The organism is Pseudomonas asplenii (assembly GCF_001293465.1).
Lineage (GTDB): Bacteria > Pseudomonadota > Gammaproteobacteria > Pseudomonadales > Pseudomonadaceae > Aquipseudomonas > Aquipseudomonas fuscovaginae_B.
In genome coordinates this window covers 116341-132329 of sequence record NZ_JSYZ01000004.1, presented here as the reverse complement: position 1 = coordinate 132329, position 15989 = coordinate 116341, and the positions used below count along the sequence as shown (strand labels likewise).

The 15989-nt window shown below is 64.1% G+C and carries 14 protein-coding genes; 3 read left to right on the top strand and 11 right to left on the bottom strand.

The features are described 5' to 3' along the window. Nucleotides 1-53: 53 nt before the first annotated feature. From PF66_RS07135 to arnC, 7 genes are read right to left on the bottom strand one after another with little or no spacing between them, the layout of a single operon-like run. Nucleotides 54-1415, bottom strand: coding sequence for a UDP-glucose dehydrogenase family protein (locus tag PF66_RS07135; protein ID WP_054060838.1), 1362 nt, complete (start codon nucleotides 1413-1415; stop codon nucleotides 54-56). Further along, nucleotides 1412-1819 carry a 4-amino-4-deoxy-L-arabinose-phosphoundecaprenol flippase subunit ArnF gene (gene arnF / locus PF66_RS07130; protein WP_054062271.1) on the bottom strand — a complete coding sequence of 136 codons (408 nt, stop codon included), beginning with the start codon at nucleotides 1817-1819 and terminating at the stop codon, nucleotides 1412-1414. Before arnF ends, PF66_RS07135 begins: the two co-directional genes overlap by 4 nt. Then, complete coding sequence (arnE, locus tag PF66_RS07125; protein WP_054060836.1) at nucleotides 1816-2160, bottom strand: 4-amino-4-deoxy-L-arabinose-phosphoundecaprenol flippase subunit ArnE; 345 nt, start codon at nucleotides 2158-2160, stop codon at nucleotides 1816-1818. Before arnE ends, arnF begins: the two co-directional genes overlap by 4 nt. Continuing rightward, complete coding sequence (gene arnT, locus PF66_RS07120; protein ID WP_054062270.1) at nucleotides 2157-3806, bottom strand: lipid IV(A) 4-amino-4-deoxy-L-arabinosyltransferase; 1650 nt, start codon at nucleotides 3804-3806, stop codon at nucleotides 2157-2159. Before arnT ends, arnE begins: the two co-directional genes overlap by 4 nt. Continuing rightward, complete coding sequence (gene arnD / locus PF66_RS07115) at nucleotides 3803-4687, bottom strand: 4-deoxy-4-formamido-L-arabinose-phosphoundecaprenol deformylase (RefSeq protein ID WP_054062269.1); 885 nt, start codon at nucleotides 4685-4687, stop codon at nucleotides 3803-3805. Before arnD ends, arnT begins: the two co-directional genes overlap by 4 nt. Further along, entirely contained in the window at nucleotides 4687-6678 is a 1992-nt protein-coding gene (arnA, locus tag PF66_RS07110) for a bifunctional UDP-4-amino-4-deoxy-L-arabinose formyltransferase/UDP-glucuronic acid oxidase ArnA (protein ID WP_054062268.1), read from the bottom strand. The genes arnD and arnA overlap by 1 nt, the downstream gene beginning before the upstream one ends. Beyond that, a complete protein-coding gene (gene arnC / locus PF66_RS07105) occupies nucleotides 6675-7688 on the bottom strand; it encodes an undecaprenyl-phosphate 4-deoxy-4-formamido-L-arabinose transferase (protein ID WP_054060832.1) in 1014 nt (337 codons plus the stop codon). Before arnC ends, arnA begins: the two co-directional genes overlap by 4 nt. Before the next feature lie 501 nt (nucleotides 7689-8189). Here arnC and PF66_RS07100 point away from each other — a divergent pair. Together PF66_RS07100 and PF66_RS07095 are read left to right on the top strand one after the other, a co-directional pair. Beyond that, nucleotides 8190-9851, top strand: a complete 1662-nt coding sequence (locus PF66_RS07100; protein WP_054062267.1) for an MFS transporter — start codon at nucleotides 8190-8192, stop codon at nucleotides 9849-9851. After that, nucleotides 9848-10996, top strand: a complete 1149-nt coding sequence (locus PF66_RS07095; protein WP_054060830.1) for an HlyD family secretion protein — start codon at nucleotides 9848-9850, stop codon at nucleotides 10994-10996. Before PF66_RS07100 ends, PF66_RS07095 begins: the two co-directional genes overlap by 4 nt. Nucleotides 10997-11152: 156 nt before the next feature. Here PF66_RS07095 and PF66_RS07090 read toward each other — a convergent pair whose 3' ends face one another. The 3 genes from PF66_RS07090 to PF66_RS07080 are packed head-to-tail and all read right to left on the bottom strand — an operon-like array spanning nucleotide 11153 to nucleotide 14472. Further along, nucleotides 11153-11986 (bottom strand): metal-dependent hydrolase, encoded by an 834-nt coding sequence (locus PF66_RS07090; RefSeq protein ID WP_054062266.1) that lies wholly within the window; start codon nucleotides 11984-11986, stop codon nucleotides 11153-11155. A 33-nt stretch (nucleotides 11987-12019) separates the two neighbouring features. Then, entirely contained in the window at nucleotides 12020-12922 is a 903-nt protein-coding gene (locus PF66_RS07085) for an SDR family NAD(P)-dependent oxidoreductase (RefSeq protein ID WP_054062265.1), read from the bottom strand. Then, complete coding sequence (locus PF66_RS07080; RefSeq protein WP_054062264.1) at nucleotides 12919-14472, bottom strand: flavin-containing monooxygenase; 1554 nt, start codon at nucleotides 14470-14472, stop codon at nucleotides 12919-12921. Before PF66_RS07080 ends, PF66_RS07085 begins: the two co-directional genes overlap by 4 nt. A gap of 256 nt (nucleotides 14473-14728) precedes the next feature. On the opposite strand from PF66_RS07080, the gene PF66_RS07075 reads away from it, so the two are divergent. Beyond that, entirely contained in the window at nucleotides 14729-15721 is a 993-nt protein-coding gene (locus PF66_RS07075) for an alpha/beta fold hydrolase (RefSeq protein ID WP_054062263.1), read from the top strand. Nucleotides 15722-15729: 8 nt separating this feature from the next. On the opposite strand, the gene PF66_RS32635 is transcribed toward PF66_RS07075, so the two are convergent. Further along, entirely contained in the window at nucleotides 15730-15972 is a 243-nt protein-coding gene (locus PF66_RS32635; RefSeq protein WP_152972976.1) for a hypothetical protein, read from the bottom strand. Nucleotides 15973-15989: the final 17 nt, after the last annotated feature.

The window sequence follows — 15989 nt, the reverse complement described above, 5'->3', positions numbered from 1 at the left end:
TGTAGGAGCGGCTGGTGTGGCATTCCGACTTGCCCGCGAAAGGGCCCGCCCGCCTAGATCACTACGTGGCGGGTCACCGGCAGTTCCAGGGACGCGCCGCGGCCGATCGCGAAGTAGGTGAAACCCTTGCGCTGCATGCGGTTGGCGTCATACAGGTTACGGCCGTCGAAGATCACCGGTGCCTTGAGGCGCTGCTTGATCCGCTCGAAGTCCGGCGCCTTGAACTGCTGCCACTCGGTGCAGATGATCAGGGCATCGGCACCGACCAGGGTCGCTTCCGGGGTACCCATCAGCGACAGGCCCGGTTCATCGGGATACAGGCGCTGGGTTTCCTGCATGGCTTCCGGGTCGAAGGCGCGGACCTGGGCACCGGCGGCCCATAGCGCTTCCATCAGCACCCGGCTTGGCGCATCGCGCATGTCGTCGGTGTTGGGCTTGAACGCCAGGCCCCAGAGGGCGAAGGTCTTGCCCTTGAGGTCGCCCTTGTAGAACGCATTGATGCGGTCGAACAGCTTGTGTTTCTGCCGTTCGTTGATCGCCTCCACCGCCTGCAGCAGGTCGCTGGAGCAGTTGGCTTCCTGGGCGCTGTGGATCAGGGCGCGCATGTCCTTGGGGAAGCACGAGCCGCCGTAGCCACAGCCCGGGTAGATGAAGTGGTAGCCGATGCGCTGGTCGGCGCCGATGCCCATGCGCACGGCCTCGATGTCGGCGCCCAGGTGTTCGGCCAGTTCGGCGATCTGGTTGATGAAGCTGATCTTGGTCGCCAGCATGCAGTTGGCGGCGTACTTGGTCAGTTCGGCGCTGCGCAGGTCCATGAACATGATGCGGTCATGGTTGCGGTTGAACGGTGCGTACAGGTCGCGCATCACCTCGCGCACTTCCTCGCGTTCGCAGCCGATGATGATGCGGTCCGGCCGGCGGCAGTCTTCGACCGCCGAGCCTTCCTTGAGGAATTCCGGGTTCGAGACGATATCGAACTGCAGGCTGCGGCCGGCTTTGCTCAGACCGGCCTCGATGTGGGCGCGCAGGGTGTCGCCGGTGCCGACCGGCACGGTGGACTTTTCCACCAGGATCAGCGGTTCGAAGCGATGGCGGATCACGGCGTCACCCACCGACAGCACGTACTTGAGGTCGGCCGAACCATCCTCGTCCGATGGCGTGCCGACGGCGATGAACAGCACCTGGCCGTGCTCGATGGCCAGCTTTTCATCGCTGGTGAAGTGCAGGCGGCCACTTTCCAGATTGCTCTTGACCATGGTCTCCAGCCCTGGTTCGAAGATCGGGATATGACCCTTGCGCAGCAAGTCGATCTTGTTCTGGTCAACGTCCATGCACACGACGTCATGACCGACTTCGGCCAGAACAGTCGCCTGTACCAGGCCTACATAACCGCTACCAATTACGCTGATTTTCATACGGAGTCTCTAGGACGGGGTATACGTGGAGAATTGATCGTAAGGACACCGAGGATGACCAACGCCACCCCCAGGGTCTTGGATAGGCTGAAGCTTTCGTTGAAGAACGGCAGGCTGGCGGCCAGCAGGTAGACCAGTGCATAGCTGACACTGAGCAGCGAGTAGGCGCGGCCCAGCGGCAAGTCACGCAGGGCCATCAGCCAGCAGAGCATCGACAGCGCATAGGCGAGGATCGAAGCCGCTACGACGGCCAGGGCGACCAGCGAGACGTTGCCGGTCATCAGCGCGTCCAGCCACTGGCTTGGCTCGGGCAGGCGCGTCATGCTCCAGCGCATGCCCAGTTGGGCGCTGCTGACCAGCACCACGCTAGCGCTGGCGAAGGTGAAACCGCGTGCCAGGCTCATAGATGCAACCCCAGCAGCACCACGCCGGCCATGATCAGGGCGACGCCCAGCCAGTGGCGGCGGTCGATCGATTCCTTGAACAGGTAGTGCGCCACCAGGGTGATCAGCACGAAGTTGAGGCTGAGCATCGGATAGGCGATCCCGACCTCCAGCCGCTGCAGTACCAGCAACCACACCAGCAGGCCGAGGCCGAGGCTGGCCAGGGCCAGCCACAACCAGGGCGAACGCAGCTTGTCGAGTGCGCCCGGGGAGGTTTCACGCCAGCCTTCGACGGCGAACTTCTGGGCCACCTGGCCCAGGCACGTCAGCAGGCAGGCGCCGAGGAGGAGAACCAGGGTCATGGAGCGCTCTGCGGGAAGATCAGGATCACGATATTGCCTTCGTCGTAACGCTTGAAGTCCTTGGGCAACCGGTCGATTTCGCGCAACTCTTCCTCGTCCTTGACGCGCATCACCACACCCACCTGGCCTTCACGCCGGGCCTGCTCCATCCAGTTCTGGATCTGGTCCATGTCCTGGGTACGGTGCTCGGCCTCCGGATAGGAGAGGCCGTATTTCACCTCGCCCTGGGTGTTGTAGAGGGTGATGTCGGTACGTTTCACCCGCCAGGCCAGGGCCGAGGCGGCGCCCAGGTCGTTGCTCAGCAGATGACGGCTCCTGGCCAGTTCCTGCTCGTGGTCGGCGATGAACTGGTCGGGCATCTTGTTGTGCACGATCACGCTCGGCATCGCCGCCGGCAGCAGGGCGATCAGCAGGCCCATGCCCAGTGCCGGCAGCGCCCACAATTGCAGCGGCTTGAACACGGTCAGGGCGTTGAACAGGATCCAGCCGACGATCACCACGCACAGCAGGGCCAGGTGCTGCGGCTCGTTGTCGTAGAACGGTTTCTTCAGTTGGAAGAACACCACGGCAGCCAGCGCCAGCAGGCCCAGCAGCAGGTTGAGCAGGCCATTGAGGCGCGACACCCTGGGCAGGCCCTGGTTGAGCCGCTCCATCAGCGAATGGCCCATCAGCAGCGCCAATGGCATCAGGCACGGCATGATGTAGGTCGGCAGCTTGCCGCGGCTGAGGCTGAAGAACGCCAGCGGCAGGAACAGCCACAGCAGCAGGAACGCGGTAATCCGCTGGCCCTTGCCTTTCCAGGCATCCTTGAGGGTGATCGGGAACAGCAGGGCCCAGGGCAGGCTGGAAACCACGATCAGCGGCAGGTAGAACCACCACGGCCGGGTGTGCTGGGCGTCTTCGGCGGCGAAGCGGCGGATATGCTCGTGCCAGAAGAAGAAACGCCAGTAGTCCGGTTCCTGCAGGTGCACGGCGATGACCCAGGGCAGGCTGACCAGCGCGGCGACCAGCACCGCCACCAGGCCATAACCCACCAGTTCGCGAAAACGCTTCTGCCAGATCATGTAGGGCAGGGCGATCAGTACCGGCAGCAGCAGGGCCAGGAACCCCTTGGTCATGAAGCCCCAGCCGCAGGCGAAGCCCAGGGCCGCCCAGGACAGCAGGCGGGCCTTGCGGGTCTGGCTGTCGATCGCCAGCCACAGGGCGACGAAGCTCAGGTTGACCCAGAAGGTGAATTGCGGATCGAGGTTGGCATAGCCGGCCTGGCCGGCGATCAACCCGAAGCTCATGAACAGCGCGGCGCTGGCGAAGCTCTTGCGCGGGTCGTTCCACAGGCGCCCGGCCAGCAGATACACCAGCAACACGCTCAGGCCCGTACTCATGGCCGAGGCGAAGCGCACGCCGAAGAAGTTCTGGCCGAAGATCGCCTGGCCGATGGCAATCATCCAGTAGCCGGCAATCGGCTTCTCGAAGTAGCGCAGCTCCATGAAGTGCGGTGCCGCCCAGTGGCCGCGCAGGAGCATTTCCTGGCCGATCTGCGCGTAGCGGGTTTCATCCGGAATCCACATGCCGTGGCTCATCAGCGGAGCCAGATAGAACAGCAGGAAAGCGAGGAACAGGAGTGGCAAAGCCCAGCGTCTGGTCATCCCTGCTGTACCCCCAGCCAGCCTTCACGGCCACTGAGGGTGCCACGCACCAGTCGACCTTCGGGCAGTCTGTCCAGCTGGGCTGGCAGCAGATTGACCAGGGGTTGAAACTCGATACTGCGTGCCTTGGCTTGCGCCAGCAGCTGACGAAACTCGTTTGCCATCAGAATCCCTTCTACTTCTGCATGGATGGTGTAGACATTCAGTTTCGCCGGGCTGAACCGGTCGAGTATGAATGCGTTGAAGTCTTTCGCGGCCAGGTCCGCACCGACGACTTCGTCGAAGGTCGGCAGGTCCACGGGGATTTGCGGGGTGCCCGGGCTACCGTCTGCCAGCCGTGGCAGGAATAGGCCGTGTCCCCGGCAATCGCTGTTGTAGCGAAAGCCGAAATGTTCTTTGGCTTGCACGACGCGCTCGTCCGCCCGCCAGCCGGCGGTGGCAGAGCATTCGACGGCTTGCCCGGTGATGTCGCTCAGGCAGTCGACGCCACGGCGGATCTGTTCGATCAGCTCGACTTCGCTCCAGCGTCCGGCATTGGCCTGCCAGCCGTGGTGATCCCAGGCGTGCAGGCCGACTTCGTGACCGGCGGCCAGGGTCTGGCGCATCAGATGCCCCAGGTCCCGACCGATCGGCTTGCCTGGCCAGGCGGTGCCGGCCAGGAGAATGTCCCAGCCGTACAGGCTGGCTGCCTTGGAGCGCAGCATCTTCAGCAGGAACTGCGGCTTGATGAGGCGCCACAGGTGGCGCCCCATGTTGTCCGGCCCGACACTGAAGAAGAACGTCGCCTTGACCTGGGCCTCGTCGAGCAGTTCCAGCAGTCGCGGCACACCGTCACGGGTGCCGCGATAGGTGTCCACATCGATACGAAGTCCAGCTTGCATCAGCGTTTTTCCGCGATTTCGAGCATGGCTTCCTTCAGGAAGAAGTCCAGGGTGTTACCGATGGTTTCGCTCATCTCGACGGTCGGCTCCCAGTTCAGCAGGCGCTTGGCGTTTTCGATGCTCGGCTTGCGGTGTTCCACGTCCTGGTAGCCGGCGCCGTAGAACGCCTTGCTCTCCACCTCGCGGAAACCGGCGAACGGAGGGAAGTTGCCGCGCAGCGGGTGCGCTTCGAACTGACGCAGCAGCTCTTCGCCCAGTTGGCGGATGCTGGCTTCGTTGTCCGGGTTGCCGATGTTGATGATCTGGCCGTTGCAGCAGTCGTTCTCGTTGTCGACGATACGCGCCAGCGCCTCGATGCCGTCGGCGATGTCGGTGAAGCAGCGCTTCTGCTCGCCGCCGTCGAACAGGCGGATCGGCGTGCCTTCCACCAGGTTCAGGATCAGCTGGGTGATGGCGCGGGAGCTGCCGATACGGGCCGAGTCCAGGCGGTCCAGGCGCGGGCCCATCCAGTTGAACGGACGGAACAGGGTGAAGTTCAGGCCCTTGGCGCCGTAGGCCCAGATCACGCGGTCCAGCAGCTGCTTGGAGACGGAGTAGATCCAGCGCTGCTTGCTGATCGGGCCGACGATCAGGTTCGAGGTGTCTTCGTCGAAGTTCTTGTCCTGGCACATGCCATAGACTTCGGAGGTCGACGGGAAGATCACGCGCTTGTTGTACTTGACGCAGTAGCGAACCAGTTTCAGGTTTTCCTCGAAGTCCAGTTCGAACACGCGCAGCGGGTTGCGGGTGTATTCGATCGGGGTGGCGATGGCCACCAGCGGCAGGACCACGTCGCACTTCTTGATGTGGTACTCGATCCACTCGGAGTGGATGCTGATGTCGCCTTCGACGAAGTGGAAGTTCGGGTGGCTGCGCAGGCGTTCGATGGCGTCGGAGCCGATGTCCAGGCCATAGACTTCGTACTTGTCGTCACGCAGCAGGCGCTCGGACAGGTGGTTGCCGATGAAACCGTTGACGCCCAGGATCAGCACGCGGGTCCGACGTTTCTTGCGGGCCGCTTCAGCGCCACGCAGCAGGGAGCCGTCGACCAGGCCCAGCTCGTTGGCCAGTTGCGGGCCGCTGAGGAACAGGCCGTTTTCATTGCGCTGGCCGGCGTTGATCACCAGCGAGTCCTCGCCGCAGGCGATGCGCAGCGGGTCGACGCTGATCACGCGGCCAGGCGCCTGGCCTTCGTTGCCCTTGACCACTTCGGCGCCCCAGACGATCAGCTTGTGCTCACCCACGGCGCAGAACGCACCCGGATAAGGCTTGGTCACGGCGCGAATCAGGTTGAACAGTTCTTCGGCAGGCTTGCTCCAGACCAGCTTGCCATCGGCGGCGGTACGGCGGCCGAAGTAGGTGGCCTTGGACTCGTCCTGGGCGGTTTCGCTCAGCTTGCCCTGGGCCAGTTGTGGCAGGGCGTCACGCAGCAGGCTGGCGGCGCTGTCACGCAGTTTGGCGTGCAGGCTCAGGGCGGTGTCGGAGCGCTCGATGGCGACGCGGTTCTGCGCCAGGATCGCACCGGCATCGGCACGCTTGACCATGCGGTGCAGGGTCACGCCGGTTTCGGTCTCGCCGTTGACCAGTACCCAGTTGGCGGGCGCGCGGCCGCGATAGCGTGGCAGCAGCGAGCCGTGCAGGTTGAACGCACCATTTTTGGCGGTGGCCAGCAGCGCTTCGCTCAGCAGGTTGCGGTAGTAGAAGGAGAAGATGAAATCCGGGTTCAGCTTGGCGATGCGCTCGATCCACAGCGGGTGGTTGGCGTCTTCCGGGGCATGCACCGGGATGCCCTTGAGGGCGCACAGCTGGGCTACCGAACCGTAGAAGGTGTTTTCCTTGGGATCGTCGGCATGGGTGAACACGGCAGCGATTTCATAACCTGCGTTCAGCAGGGCTTCGATGCCTGCGCAACCGATATCGTGATAGGCAAAGACAACAGCTTTCGGATTCATGGGGCAACCTGATTGACAGTAGTTGTAGAAGGGGTTTGCGCGGCAGTGCTGCTGGAAGAGGGCTGACTGCGCAGCACTTTCTCGATGAAGAAGCGTGGACGGGCGCGGACATCGCTGTACATGCGACCCAGGTACTCACCCAGCAGGCCCATGCCGATGAACTGGCCGCCGGTGAACACGAACAGCACGGCGAACAGCACGAAGGTACCGTCACCGGCCCATTCGGCGCCGAAAATCAGGCGCAGGAAGATCAGCAGCAAGGCGAACAGTGCGCCGAGGCCGGCCATGGCGAAACCGATGATGCTCAGCAGCCGCAGGGGCGTGGTGGTCATGCAGGTGACCAGGTCGAACATCAGGTTGATCAGGCGCATCGGGCTGTACTTGGAGTCGCCGTGCTCGCGCTCGGCGTGCTGCACCAGCACCTCGGTGGTGTGGCGGGCGAAGCTGTTGGCCAGGATCGGGATGAAGGTGCTGCGTTCGCGGCAGGCGAGCATGGCGTCGACGATGCTGCGGCGATAGGCGCGCAGCATGCAGCCGTAGTCGCTCATGGCAACGCCGGTGGAGCGCTGCACGGCCAGGTTGATCAGGCGCGACGGCCAGCGGCGGAAGGCCGAGTCCTGGCGGTTGTTGCGCACGGTACCGACCACGTCGTAGCCCAGCGCGGCCTGGGCCACCAGGCGCGGAATCTCTTCCGGCGGGTTCTGCAGGTCGGCGTCCAGGGTGATCACCACGTCACCGGTGGACTGCTCGAAACCGGCCATGATCGCTGCGTGCTGGCCATAGTTGCGGTTGAGGATCACGGCAACCACCGGGCTGCCTTCGCGCTCGGCGGCTTCCTGAAGGAGATCGGCGGAGCGATCACGGCTGCCGTCGTCAACCAGGATGATTTCCACGTCCTGGCTCAACTGCGCGCAGGCGGCTTCGGTACGGCGCAACAGCTCGGGCAAGCTCTGTTCTTCGTTGTAGACCGGTATGACGATCGACACGCGCTGAATCGGGTAAGGTTTCAAAGGCTTCTTTCCAGAAAGGTTTCAGTAATGCAAGCGATGATCTGTGTCATCGTGTGACAGGTCGGATTTCACCATGGGAAAGACGACTTGTACCAGTGTGTCGGGCAAAACCAGAACTGCTTGTAGGAAGATGCTAAACACACACGACGGACATCCGGCGATTAAAGCCTAAAACCGTGAAAGGTAAAGGAGTGATGTCGCGTTATCTTCATGATTTCCATCAATTCCCTGACTTGAGTCCTGGACAGGGGCTACGGTAAACGTAGAGATGTGAAAAGCCTATGAAAGATAGCTCAACATCGTGTCCTTTTTGACATACAGACAGGCTCTATTCAGGAATCCGGGGGGATGTGAAAACTTGTAACGTTCTGCGGCTTGCAATCGGTGATTTTTTGCTCAACCCACTGCAACCGCTTCGAGCATGGGAATTTTTCTGACAGGCTCCCGGCGCTGTACGAAAATAAGTAATCTCCAAGTCGCTCTTGTATTCGGGAATCCGGGATGAATCAGTACACGCCGCGCAACTGGCAGCCCCACGAACGCCCCAGTCTGCCCGGCTCACCCTCGACTCCACTGCATTCGACGCCCCGGCGCCTGGCCTATGCCATGGTCGGGCTGCTGGTAGCCCTGACCGGTGGCCTGGGCAATGCGCTGGTGGTGGCCAACCTGCCTTACCTGCAGGGCGCACTCGGCGCCACCACCGCGGAAATGGCCTGGCTGCCGGCGGCCTATGTGATGACCAATGTCTCGATGAACCTGCTGCTGGTGAAATTTCGCCAGCAGTTCGGTCTGCGGGCGTTCACCGAGGTGTTCCTGGTGCTCTACGCCCTGGTGACCTTCGGCCACCTGTTCGTCAACGACCTCAGTTCGGCTATTGCCGTGCGCGCGGCCCACGGCATGGTCGGCGCGGCCCTGAGCTCCCTCGGCCTTTACTACATGATCCAGGCGTTCCCGGCGAAATGGCGGCTCAAGGCCCTGGTGCTGGGGTTGGGCACCTCGCAGTTGGCATTGCCGCTGGCCCGGCTGTTTTCCGAGGACCTTTTGCAGATCGCCGAATGGCGTGGCCTGTACCTGTTCGAACTGGGCCTGGCGCTGGCGGCGCTGGGCTGCGTGCTCCTGCTCAAGCTGCCACCGGGCGACCGTTTCAGGACCTTCGAAAAGCTCGACTTTCTCACCTTCGCGATCCTCGCCACCGGTGTCGCGCTGCTGTGTGCGGTGCTGTCCCTGGGCCGCATCGACTGGTGGCTGGAGGCGCCGTGGATCGGCATCGCCAGCGCCGCGTCGATCGTGCTGATCCTGGCCGGGCTGGCGATCGAGCACAACCGCAGCAACCCGATGCTGATGACCCGCTGGCTGGGCAGCGGGGCGATGATCCGCCTGGCGCTGGCGGTGATCCTGATCCGCCTGGTGTTCTCCGAGCAGTCCACGGGGGCGGTGGGCTTCCTGCAGGCCCTGAACATGGGGAGCGAGCAGATGCGCAGCCTTTATCTGGTGATGCTGGTGGGCAGCATCGCCGGATTGGCGGTCAGTGCCCTGACCATTCATCCCGACCACCTGTTCATGCCGCTGATCATTTCCCTGGCGCTGATGGCGCTGGGTTCCTCCCTCGACAGCTTCTCGAACAACCTGACCCGTCCGGCCAACATGTACCTCAGCCAGTTCCTGCTGGCGTTCGGCGGTACCTTCTTCGTCGGTCCGACCATGGCCCTGGGCACCCGCAACGTGATCACCAACCCGCGCAACCTGGTGAGTTTTTCCGTGTTGTTCGGGATGTGCAACAACCTCGGCGGGCTGATCGGTTCGGCGCTGCTGGGAACCTTCCAGGTGGTGCGCGAGAAACTCCACTCCAGCGGCATCGTCGAGCACCTGGTGCTGAGCGACCCGCTGGTGGCCGCGCGGATACAGGGTTCCGCCGCCGGTTATGCCTCGACCATTTTCGATCCGGCGCTGCGTACCACCCAGGGCATGCGCGCGCTGGCCACGGCGGCGACCCGCGAGGCCAACGTGCTGGCCTATAACGATGTGTTCATGCTGATCGCGCTGATCGCGGTGCTGACCATGATCTGGATCTTCATCCGCAGCCTGTGGCTGATGAGCACCACGCGGCGGGTCGCCGGCAATCCTCCACCTTCCACCTCCAGCAGCGGTGCCACCCCACGATGAGCGAATCCGTCACCACCACCAATGCCATTGCCGCCACCGCCGAGGGCCAGACGCCTCCCGGGGCATCGTCGACCGAACCGCGCTCGTTGCGGGTGCGGATCATCTCGTCACTGGGCTTTGCCGCGATCGCCCTGGTCGGCGTGCTGATCGTGCTGTACGCCTGGCAACTGCCGCCGTTCAGCAGTGCCATCGAGAGCACCGAGAACGCGCTGGTTCGCGGCCAGGTGACGCTGATTGGCCCGCAGTTGAGCGGCTATGTGTTCGAGGTGCCGGTGCAGGACTTCCAGCACGTCAAGGCCGGCGACCTGCTGGTGCGCCTCGACGACCGCATCTACCAGCAACGCCTGGACCAGGCACTGGCCCAACTGGCGGTGCAGAAGGCTGCCCTGGCCAACAATCTGCAGCAACGGCGCAGTGCCGAGGCAACCATTGCCCAGCGGCGCGCCGCCCTGGAGAACAGCAAGGCGCAATCGCGCAAGAGCGAAGCCGACCTGGCCCGTAACCAGGCGTTGATCGCCGATGGCTCGGTATCACGCCGTGAGCTGGACGTGACCCGTGCCGACCGGGCCCAGACCCTGGCGGCCATCGCCCAGGCCGAGGCCGCGCTGGAGATTTCCCGGCAGGACCTGCAGACGGTGGTGGTCAACCGCGGGTCGCTGGAAGCGGCGGTGGCCAGTGCCGAGGCGGCGGTCGAGCTGGCGCGCATCGACCTGTCCAATACCCGGGTGGTGGCGCCCCGGGACGGGCAGTTGGGGCAGATCGGCGTGCGCCTGGGCGCCTATGTGAACTCCGGTGCGCAACTGATGGCGCTGGTGCCGGAGCGGCGCTGGGTCATCGCCAACCTGAAGGAAACGCAGATGGCCGGGGTGCGCGAAGGGCAGGCGGCGTCGTTCACCGTGGATGCCCTCGACCATCGCCGCTTTACCGGGCGGGTCCAGCGCATCGCGCCGGCCACGGGCTCGGAGTTCAGCCTGTTGCAGGCCGATAACGCCACCGGCAACTTCGTCAAGATCGCCCAGCGGGTGCCGGTGCGGATCACCGTCGATCCGGGCCAGGCCGAGGCCGAGCGGCTGCGGCCGGGGATGTCGGTGGTGGTGAGTATCGACACCGCCAGTGAGGTGAAGGCGGTGGAGGAGGCCTTCTGAGGTTGGGGTGCGCCTGTTCGCGGATGAACCGGACCGCCGGCTCCCACCGATTGACCGGGCTCATAGGGCCTGTGCTCAGCGCGAAGCGTTTGCGGGAGCAGGATTTATCCGCGAACAGGGCTCTAAAGGTGACAGCTGATTCCGGCGCCCACTCAACTATTGGGCAGGCTTGCCACCCTTGATGGCCTCCATCAACCCCTCGATGCGCTCCAGTTGCTCGCGGTTGTCATGGTCCCAGGGATGGAACCCCGGCTTGAAGTAGTCCAGCCACGGCAGCGCAATGCGCGGAAACACCCCGCGCCAGCCGAACAGATACTTGATCATCCGCCACCCGCCCCGCAGGTGATGGCCGGCCTTGCGGTCGGCGATCAGCAGGCGGACATGGAAGTCGAACACCACCAGCCAGAAAAAGAACGTGGTCGACAGCATCGCGCCGGTCCGCAGCAGGTAGCGCTTGGGCCCCGGCTTGATCACCGTGTTCCAGACATCGAAGGCCACCGACTTGTGTTCGGTTTCCTCCAGGGCGTGCCAGGTCCACATCTGCCGGTAGCCCTCGACCGAATCGCCGAAGCGGCTCGGGTCGCGTAGCAGCAGGTCGGCGAGCATCGCCGTGTAGTGTTCCAGGGCGATGGTGATCGCCAGGTTGAACGACGGCGCGAAGTGTTTCTTCTGGAAGTCGAGGATGGCCCGCAGGCGCCGGTCGAGCAGGTGCGCCGGCAGGCCGGCGTTCTGCAAAAGGTCGTTGTAGAGCAGGTGTTCACGGCTGTGCATGGCCTCCTGGCCGATGAAACCCTGGATCGCCTTGCGCAGTTGCGGGTCCTCTATGCGGTCGCGGTAGTGGCGCACGCTGTCCATGAAGAACAGCTCGCCGGAGGGGAACAGCAGGGACAGGGCGTTGAAGAAATGCGTGACCCAGGGGCCCTCGGCATGCCAGTCCTTGATGCGTTCGGCTGGCAGTTCGGGGTGGATGTCGCGACGGATTGGCAGCATGGCTGGCCCTCCTGAAATGTCGGTTGAGGGCGGTCAGATTCCGCCCGAGTCCTTGACGTCGTAGCCTGCGGCCCTGTTCTTGCGGCGGCCCAGGGGCGACAGGCGCCGGGTGAGGAACACCACCAGGGCCTGGTAGGCGCTGGGCAGCAGCCGGACGAACAGGTCCAGGGCGTGGGCGTCACGGCCGATCAGCACGCGGCGGCGGTTCTTGCGCACGCCCTGCAGGATCACCCTGGCGGCCTGTTCGGCACTGGTGATGAACAGCTTCTCGAAGTCGGCCCGGGCCTGTTGCTCGCTGTCGATCAGCAGGCCCTTGACGTTGTCGCTGATGCGGCTGGCGCGGGCGATATCGGTACGGATGCCGCCCGGGTGCACGCTGGTGGCCGAGACGCCGTAGTTCATCAGGTCGAGTTCCTGGCGCAGCGCTTCGGTAAAACCGCGCACGGCGAACTTGCTGGCGTTGTAGCCGCTCATGCCCGGCTGGGCGAACAGCCCGAACACGCTGGAGGTGTTGACGATATGCCCCTCGCCGGACTGCCTGAGGTAGGGCAGGAAGGCCTGGGTGCCATGCACCACGCCCCAGAAGTTGATGCCGACGATCCACTCCAGGTCTTCCAGGCTCATGCCCTCGATGGTGCTCGACAGCGCCACGCCGGCGTTGTTGAAGATCAGGTTGACCTGGCCATGTTCGGCGGCGGTGGCTGCGGCCCAGTCGAACATCGCCAGGCGATCGGCCACGTCGAGCACCTGCGAGCTCATGCGCAGGGGCAGCAGCGCCGCGGCGCGGGCCAGGTGCAATGTCTGTTCCAGGCCGGCGGCGTTCTTGTCGGCCAGCGCCAGGTGGCAACCCTCGCGGGCCAGGGCAATGGCCAGTGCGCGGCCCATGCCGGAAGCGGCGCCGGTGATGGCGGCGACCTTGCCGTCGAATGTCTTCATGAGTGGCTGCCTTGTGCGGGTTCGATGGCGGCGGGCGCGGCAGCGGCGGGGCGCTGATGGCTGTCGCCGAAGGTGAGGTAGTCGCGCAGCTCGAAGTGCCGCGTCGCCTGGCGGAAACGCCAGGTCGAGCCCGGCCAGAGCGTGGTGTTCTTGCCGGTGCGCGGGTCCAGGTACCAGCTGCGGCAACCGCCGGTGGACCAGATCGCCCGCTTGAGCTGCTGCTGCAGCCGGCTGTTGTACCGGCTTTCGACCTGGGGCCGGACCTCCAGGGCGCGGATCCGCTGGTCGCGCATCTGTTTCAGTGCCTGGAGGATGTAGTCGACCTGGGCCTCGATCATCAGGATCATCGAGTTGTGCCCCAGGCCCGTGTTGGGGCCGATGATCAGGAACAGGTTGGGGTAGCCGGGCAGGCAGGTGCCCAGGTAGGCGTGGGCACCCTCGGCCCAGGCGTCCATGATGTCCTCGCCGTTGCGGCCGATCAGCAGGCCACGGGGTAGCGGTTCGGTGGCCTGGAAACCGGTGCCGTAGATCAGGCAGTCGACCGGGTGGCGCACGCCATCGGCGGTGACCACGGCATCGGCCTCGATCCGCTGCACGTCCTGGGTCACCACCCTGACGTGGCTGCGGGTCAGCGCTGGGTAATAGTCGTTGGAGATCAGGATGCGCTTGCAGCCGATGGTGTAGTCGGGGGTCAGGGCCTGGCGCAGGGTCGGGGCCGCGACCTGCTTGTGCAGGTGGCGCAGGGCGACCTTCTGCACCAGTTTCATCAGCCTGGGTTGGCGGGCGAAGGCGATCACCCGGCTTTCGAGCAGCCAGTAGATGGCCGAACGGGCCAGGCGCTGGGTGAACGGCAGGTGCTTGAACAGCCAGCGCTCGGCGTCGGACAACGGGCGGTCGGGCTTGGGCAGGATCCACGGCGGGGTGCGCTGGAACAGGCTCAGGTGCGCCACCCGCGGGGCGATCTGCGGCACGAACTGGATGGCGCTGGCACCGGTACCGATCACCGCGACACGCTTGCCCTCCAGTGGGTACTGGTGATCCCAGTGCTGGGAATGAAAGCTCTTGCCGGCGAAATTCTCCAGCCCCGGAATATCCGGCAATGCCGGGCGGGACAGCCCGCCCATGCCGCTGATCAGCACCCGGGCGCTGACTTCGCGGCCATCGGAAAAGCTCAGGCGCCAGCGTTGCTGCGTCTCGTCGTACACGGCCTGCTGCAGCTCCATGTTGTAGCGCAGGTGCGGCGTCAGGCCAAAGTCCCGGGCGCAGCGCTCCAGGTAGGCGCGTATTTCCGCCTGGGGCGCGAACTGCCGGCTCCAGTGCGGGTTGGGTGCGAAGGAAAAGGAATAGACATGGGACTGCACATCGCAGGCGCAGCCCGGATAGTGGTTGTCCCGCCAGGTACCGCCGAGCGAGTCGGCGCGTTCGGCAATGAAGAAATCGGCCATCCCGGCCTCTTTCAGCTTGATGGCCATGCACAGCCCGGCAAAGCCGGAGCCGATGATCGCGATATCGACCGATTCGCGGCCTGGGGGTGACGAGTACGCATTCATGGTGTGTACCTCGATTGTGGCGACGCCTGACCGTCAGTTTCGTCGCTTGGGGAAAACCCGGTGTTGCACAATTAAATTATTTGTTTTAAAAATTAATTTAAATAATTTACCTGAAAATCTCACCTACGCTAGTGGTCTGTACGAATTGACCGACTCACCCGACCGATGGGAGTCGCGCAACAGGCGCCGGGAGATAGCCACGGCAGGAGCCAATACCGGTTCCTGGCCGGGTGCAGGGAGGCAGAGGGCTGAAGTCATGGGATGGGGCGTAGCAGCGGTGGCTTTTGTGCTGGGCAGTGTCGGACTCTGGGCCACCAGCAACCGGATCAATCGCCGGATCGAACAGGCCGTGCCGCCCGATGGGCGTTTTATCGAAGTCGACGGCGAGCGCCTTCACTATGTGGATGAAGGCAAGGGCCCGGTGCTGGTGATGATCCATGGCCTGAGCGGTTGCGGGCGCAACCTGACCCATTCGCTGTCGCCCCGGCTGTGCGAGCAGTTCCGCGTGATCACCCTGGATCGCCCCGGTTCCGGTTATTCGAGCCGCTCTCGCGGTGCGGGTGTCAGCATTACCGCGCAGGCCAGCCTGGTCGCCCGTTTCATCGAGATCCTGCACCTGGACCGGCCACTGGTCGTCGGGCACTCCCTGGGTGGCGCGCTGGCACTGGCCCTGGCGCTCGATCATCCACAGCGGGTGTCCGGGCTGGTGCTGGTGGCTCCCTTGACCCATCCGCAGCGCATGCTGCCCCTGGTGTTCCTGTCACTGGGGGTCAGGCCCGACTTCATCCGGCGCTGGTTCGCCCGGACCCTGGCGGCGCCCATGGCCATGCTCGGACGCGGCAGCCTGCTCAAGGCGGTGTTCGCGCCCGAACGGCCGCCGGCGGATTTCGCCGAGCGCGGCGGCGGCCTGCTGGGCATGCGCTCCGGCAACTTCTATTGCGCCTCCAGCGAGATCGCCACGGTCAACGACGATCTGCTGCGGATGGTCCGGCGCTATCCGCAGCTCGACCTGCCGGTGGGGCTGATCTACGGCGCGCAGGACGAGGTGCTGGACTATCGCCGGCACGGCGAGTCGATGGCGGGCCTGGTGCCCGGCATTCAAATGGACATTCTCGAGGGGCGAGGGCACATGCTGCCGGTGACGGCAGTTGAGCCGGTCGTGGCCATGGTGCGCGCTGTCGCCGCTCGGGCCAACGAGCAACAAGGTACCACCCGGCAACACGAAGCAGCGGCCGCCACGCTTTCCTGAGATGGGTTTCAGGTGTGCGAGCGGCGCCACGAACGACATTCGAAATGACGCCAAAAAAATAGTTGACGAGCTATCGAAATCGGGCTAGTTTTTTGAAAAAACGTTTTGAATGTTTTTTTTAAAAAATGCAATTGAGCGGTTAGAATAATGAAAATAACGCCTTTTGAAGCATTTTCTCTGTCTACTCCTGCCCGCTGCCTGGCGCAAGATTCGGCCCGCATCTGGGCTGCATCCGCCACAGCGCCGTCCATCAGCGTCGTCCGGAGGT

Bases quoted from the DNA above. Each gene is read 5' to 3' on its own strand.
- PF66_RS07135 (WP_054060838.1), bottom strand. From the start codon at position 1,415: ATGAAAATCAGCGTAATTGGTAGCGGTTATGTAGGCCTGGTACAGGCG.
- arnF (WP_054062271.1), bottom strand. From the start codon at position 1,819: ATGAGCCTGGCACGCGGTTTCACCTTCGCCAGCGCTAGCGTGGTGCTG.
- arnE (WP_054060836.1), bottom strand. From the start codon at position 2,160: ATGACCCTGGTTCTCCTCCTCGGCGCCTGCCTGCTGACGTGCCTGGGC.
- arnT (WP_054062270.1), bottom strand. From the start codon at position 3,806: ATGACCAGACGCTGGGCTTTGCCACTCCTGTTCCTCGCTTTCCTGCTG.
- arnD (WP_054062269.1), bottom strand. From the start codon at position 4,687: ATGCAAGCTGGACTTCGTATCGATGTGGACACCTATCGCGGCACCCGT.
- arnA (WP_054062268.1), bottom strand. From the start codon at position 6,678: ATGAATCCGAAAGCTGTTGTCTTTGCCTATCACGATATCGGTTGCGCA.
- PF66_RS07100 (WP_054062267.1), top strand. From the start codon at position 8,190: ATGAATCAGTACACGCCGCGCAACTGGCAGCCCCACGAACGCCCCAGT.
- PF66_RS07095 (WP_054060830.1), top strand. From the start codon at position 9,848: ATGAGCGAATCCGTCACCACCACCAATGCCATTGCCGCCACCGCCGAG.
- PF66_RS07090 (WP_054062266.1), bottom strand. From the start codon at position 11,986: ATGCTGCCAATCCGTCGCGACATCCACCCCGAACTGCCAGCCGAACGC.
- PF66_RS07085 (WP_054062265.1), bottom strand. From the start codon at position 12,922: ATGAAGACATTCGACGGCAAGGTCGCCGCCATCACCGGCGCCGCTTCC.
- PF66_RS07080 (WP_054062264.1), bottom strand. From the start codon at position 14,472: ATGAATGCGTACTCGTCACCCCCAGGCCGCGAATCGGTCGATATCGCG.
- PF66_RS07075 (WP_054062263.1), top strand. From the start codon at position 14,729: ATGGGATGGGGCGTAGCAGCGGTGGCTTTTGTGCTGGGCAGTGTCGGA.
- PF66_RS32635 (WP_152972976.1), bottom strand. From the start codon at position 15,972: ATGGACGGCGCTGTGGCGGATGCAGCCCAGATGCGGGCCGAATCTTGC.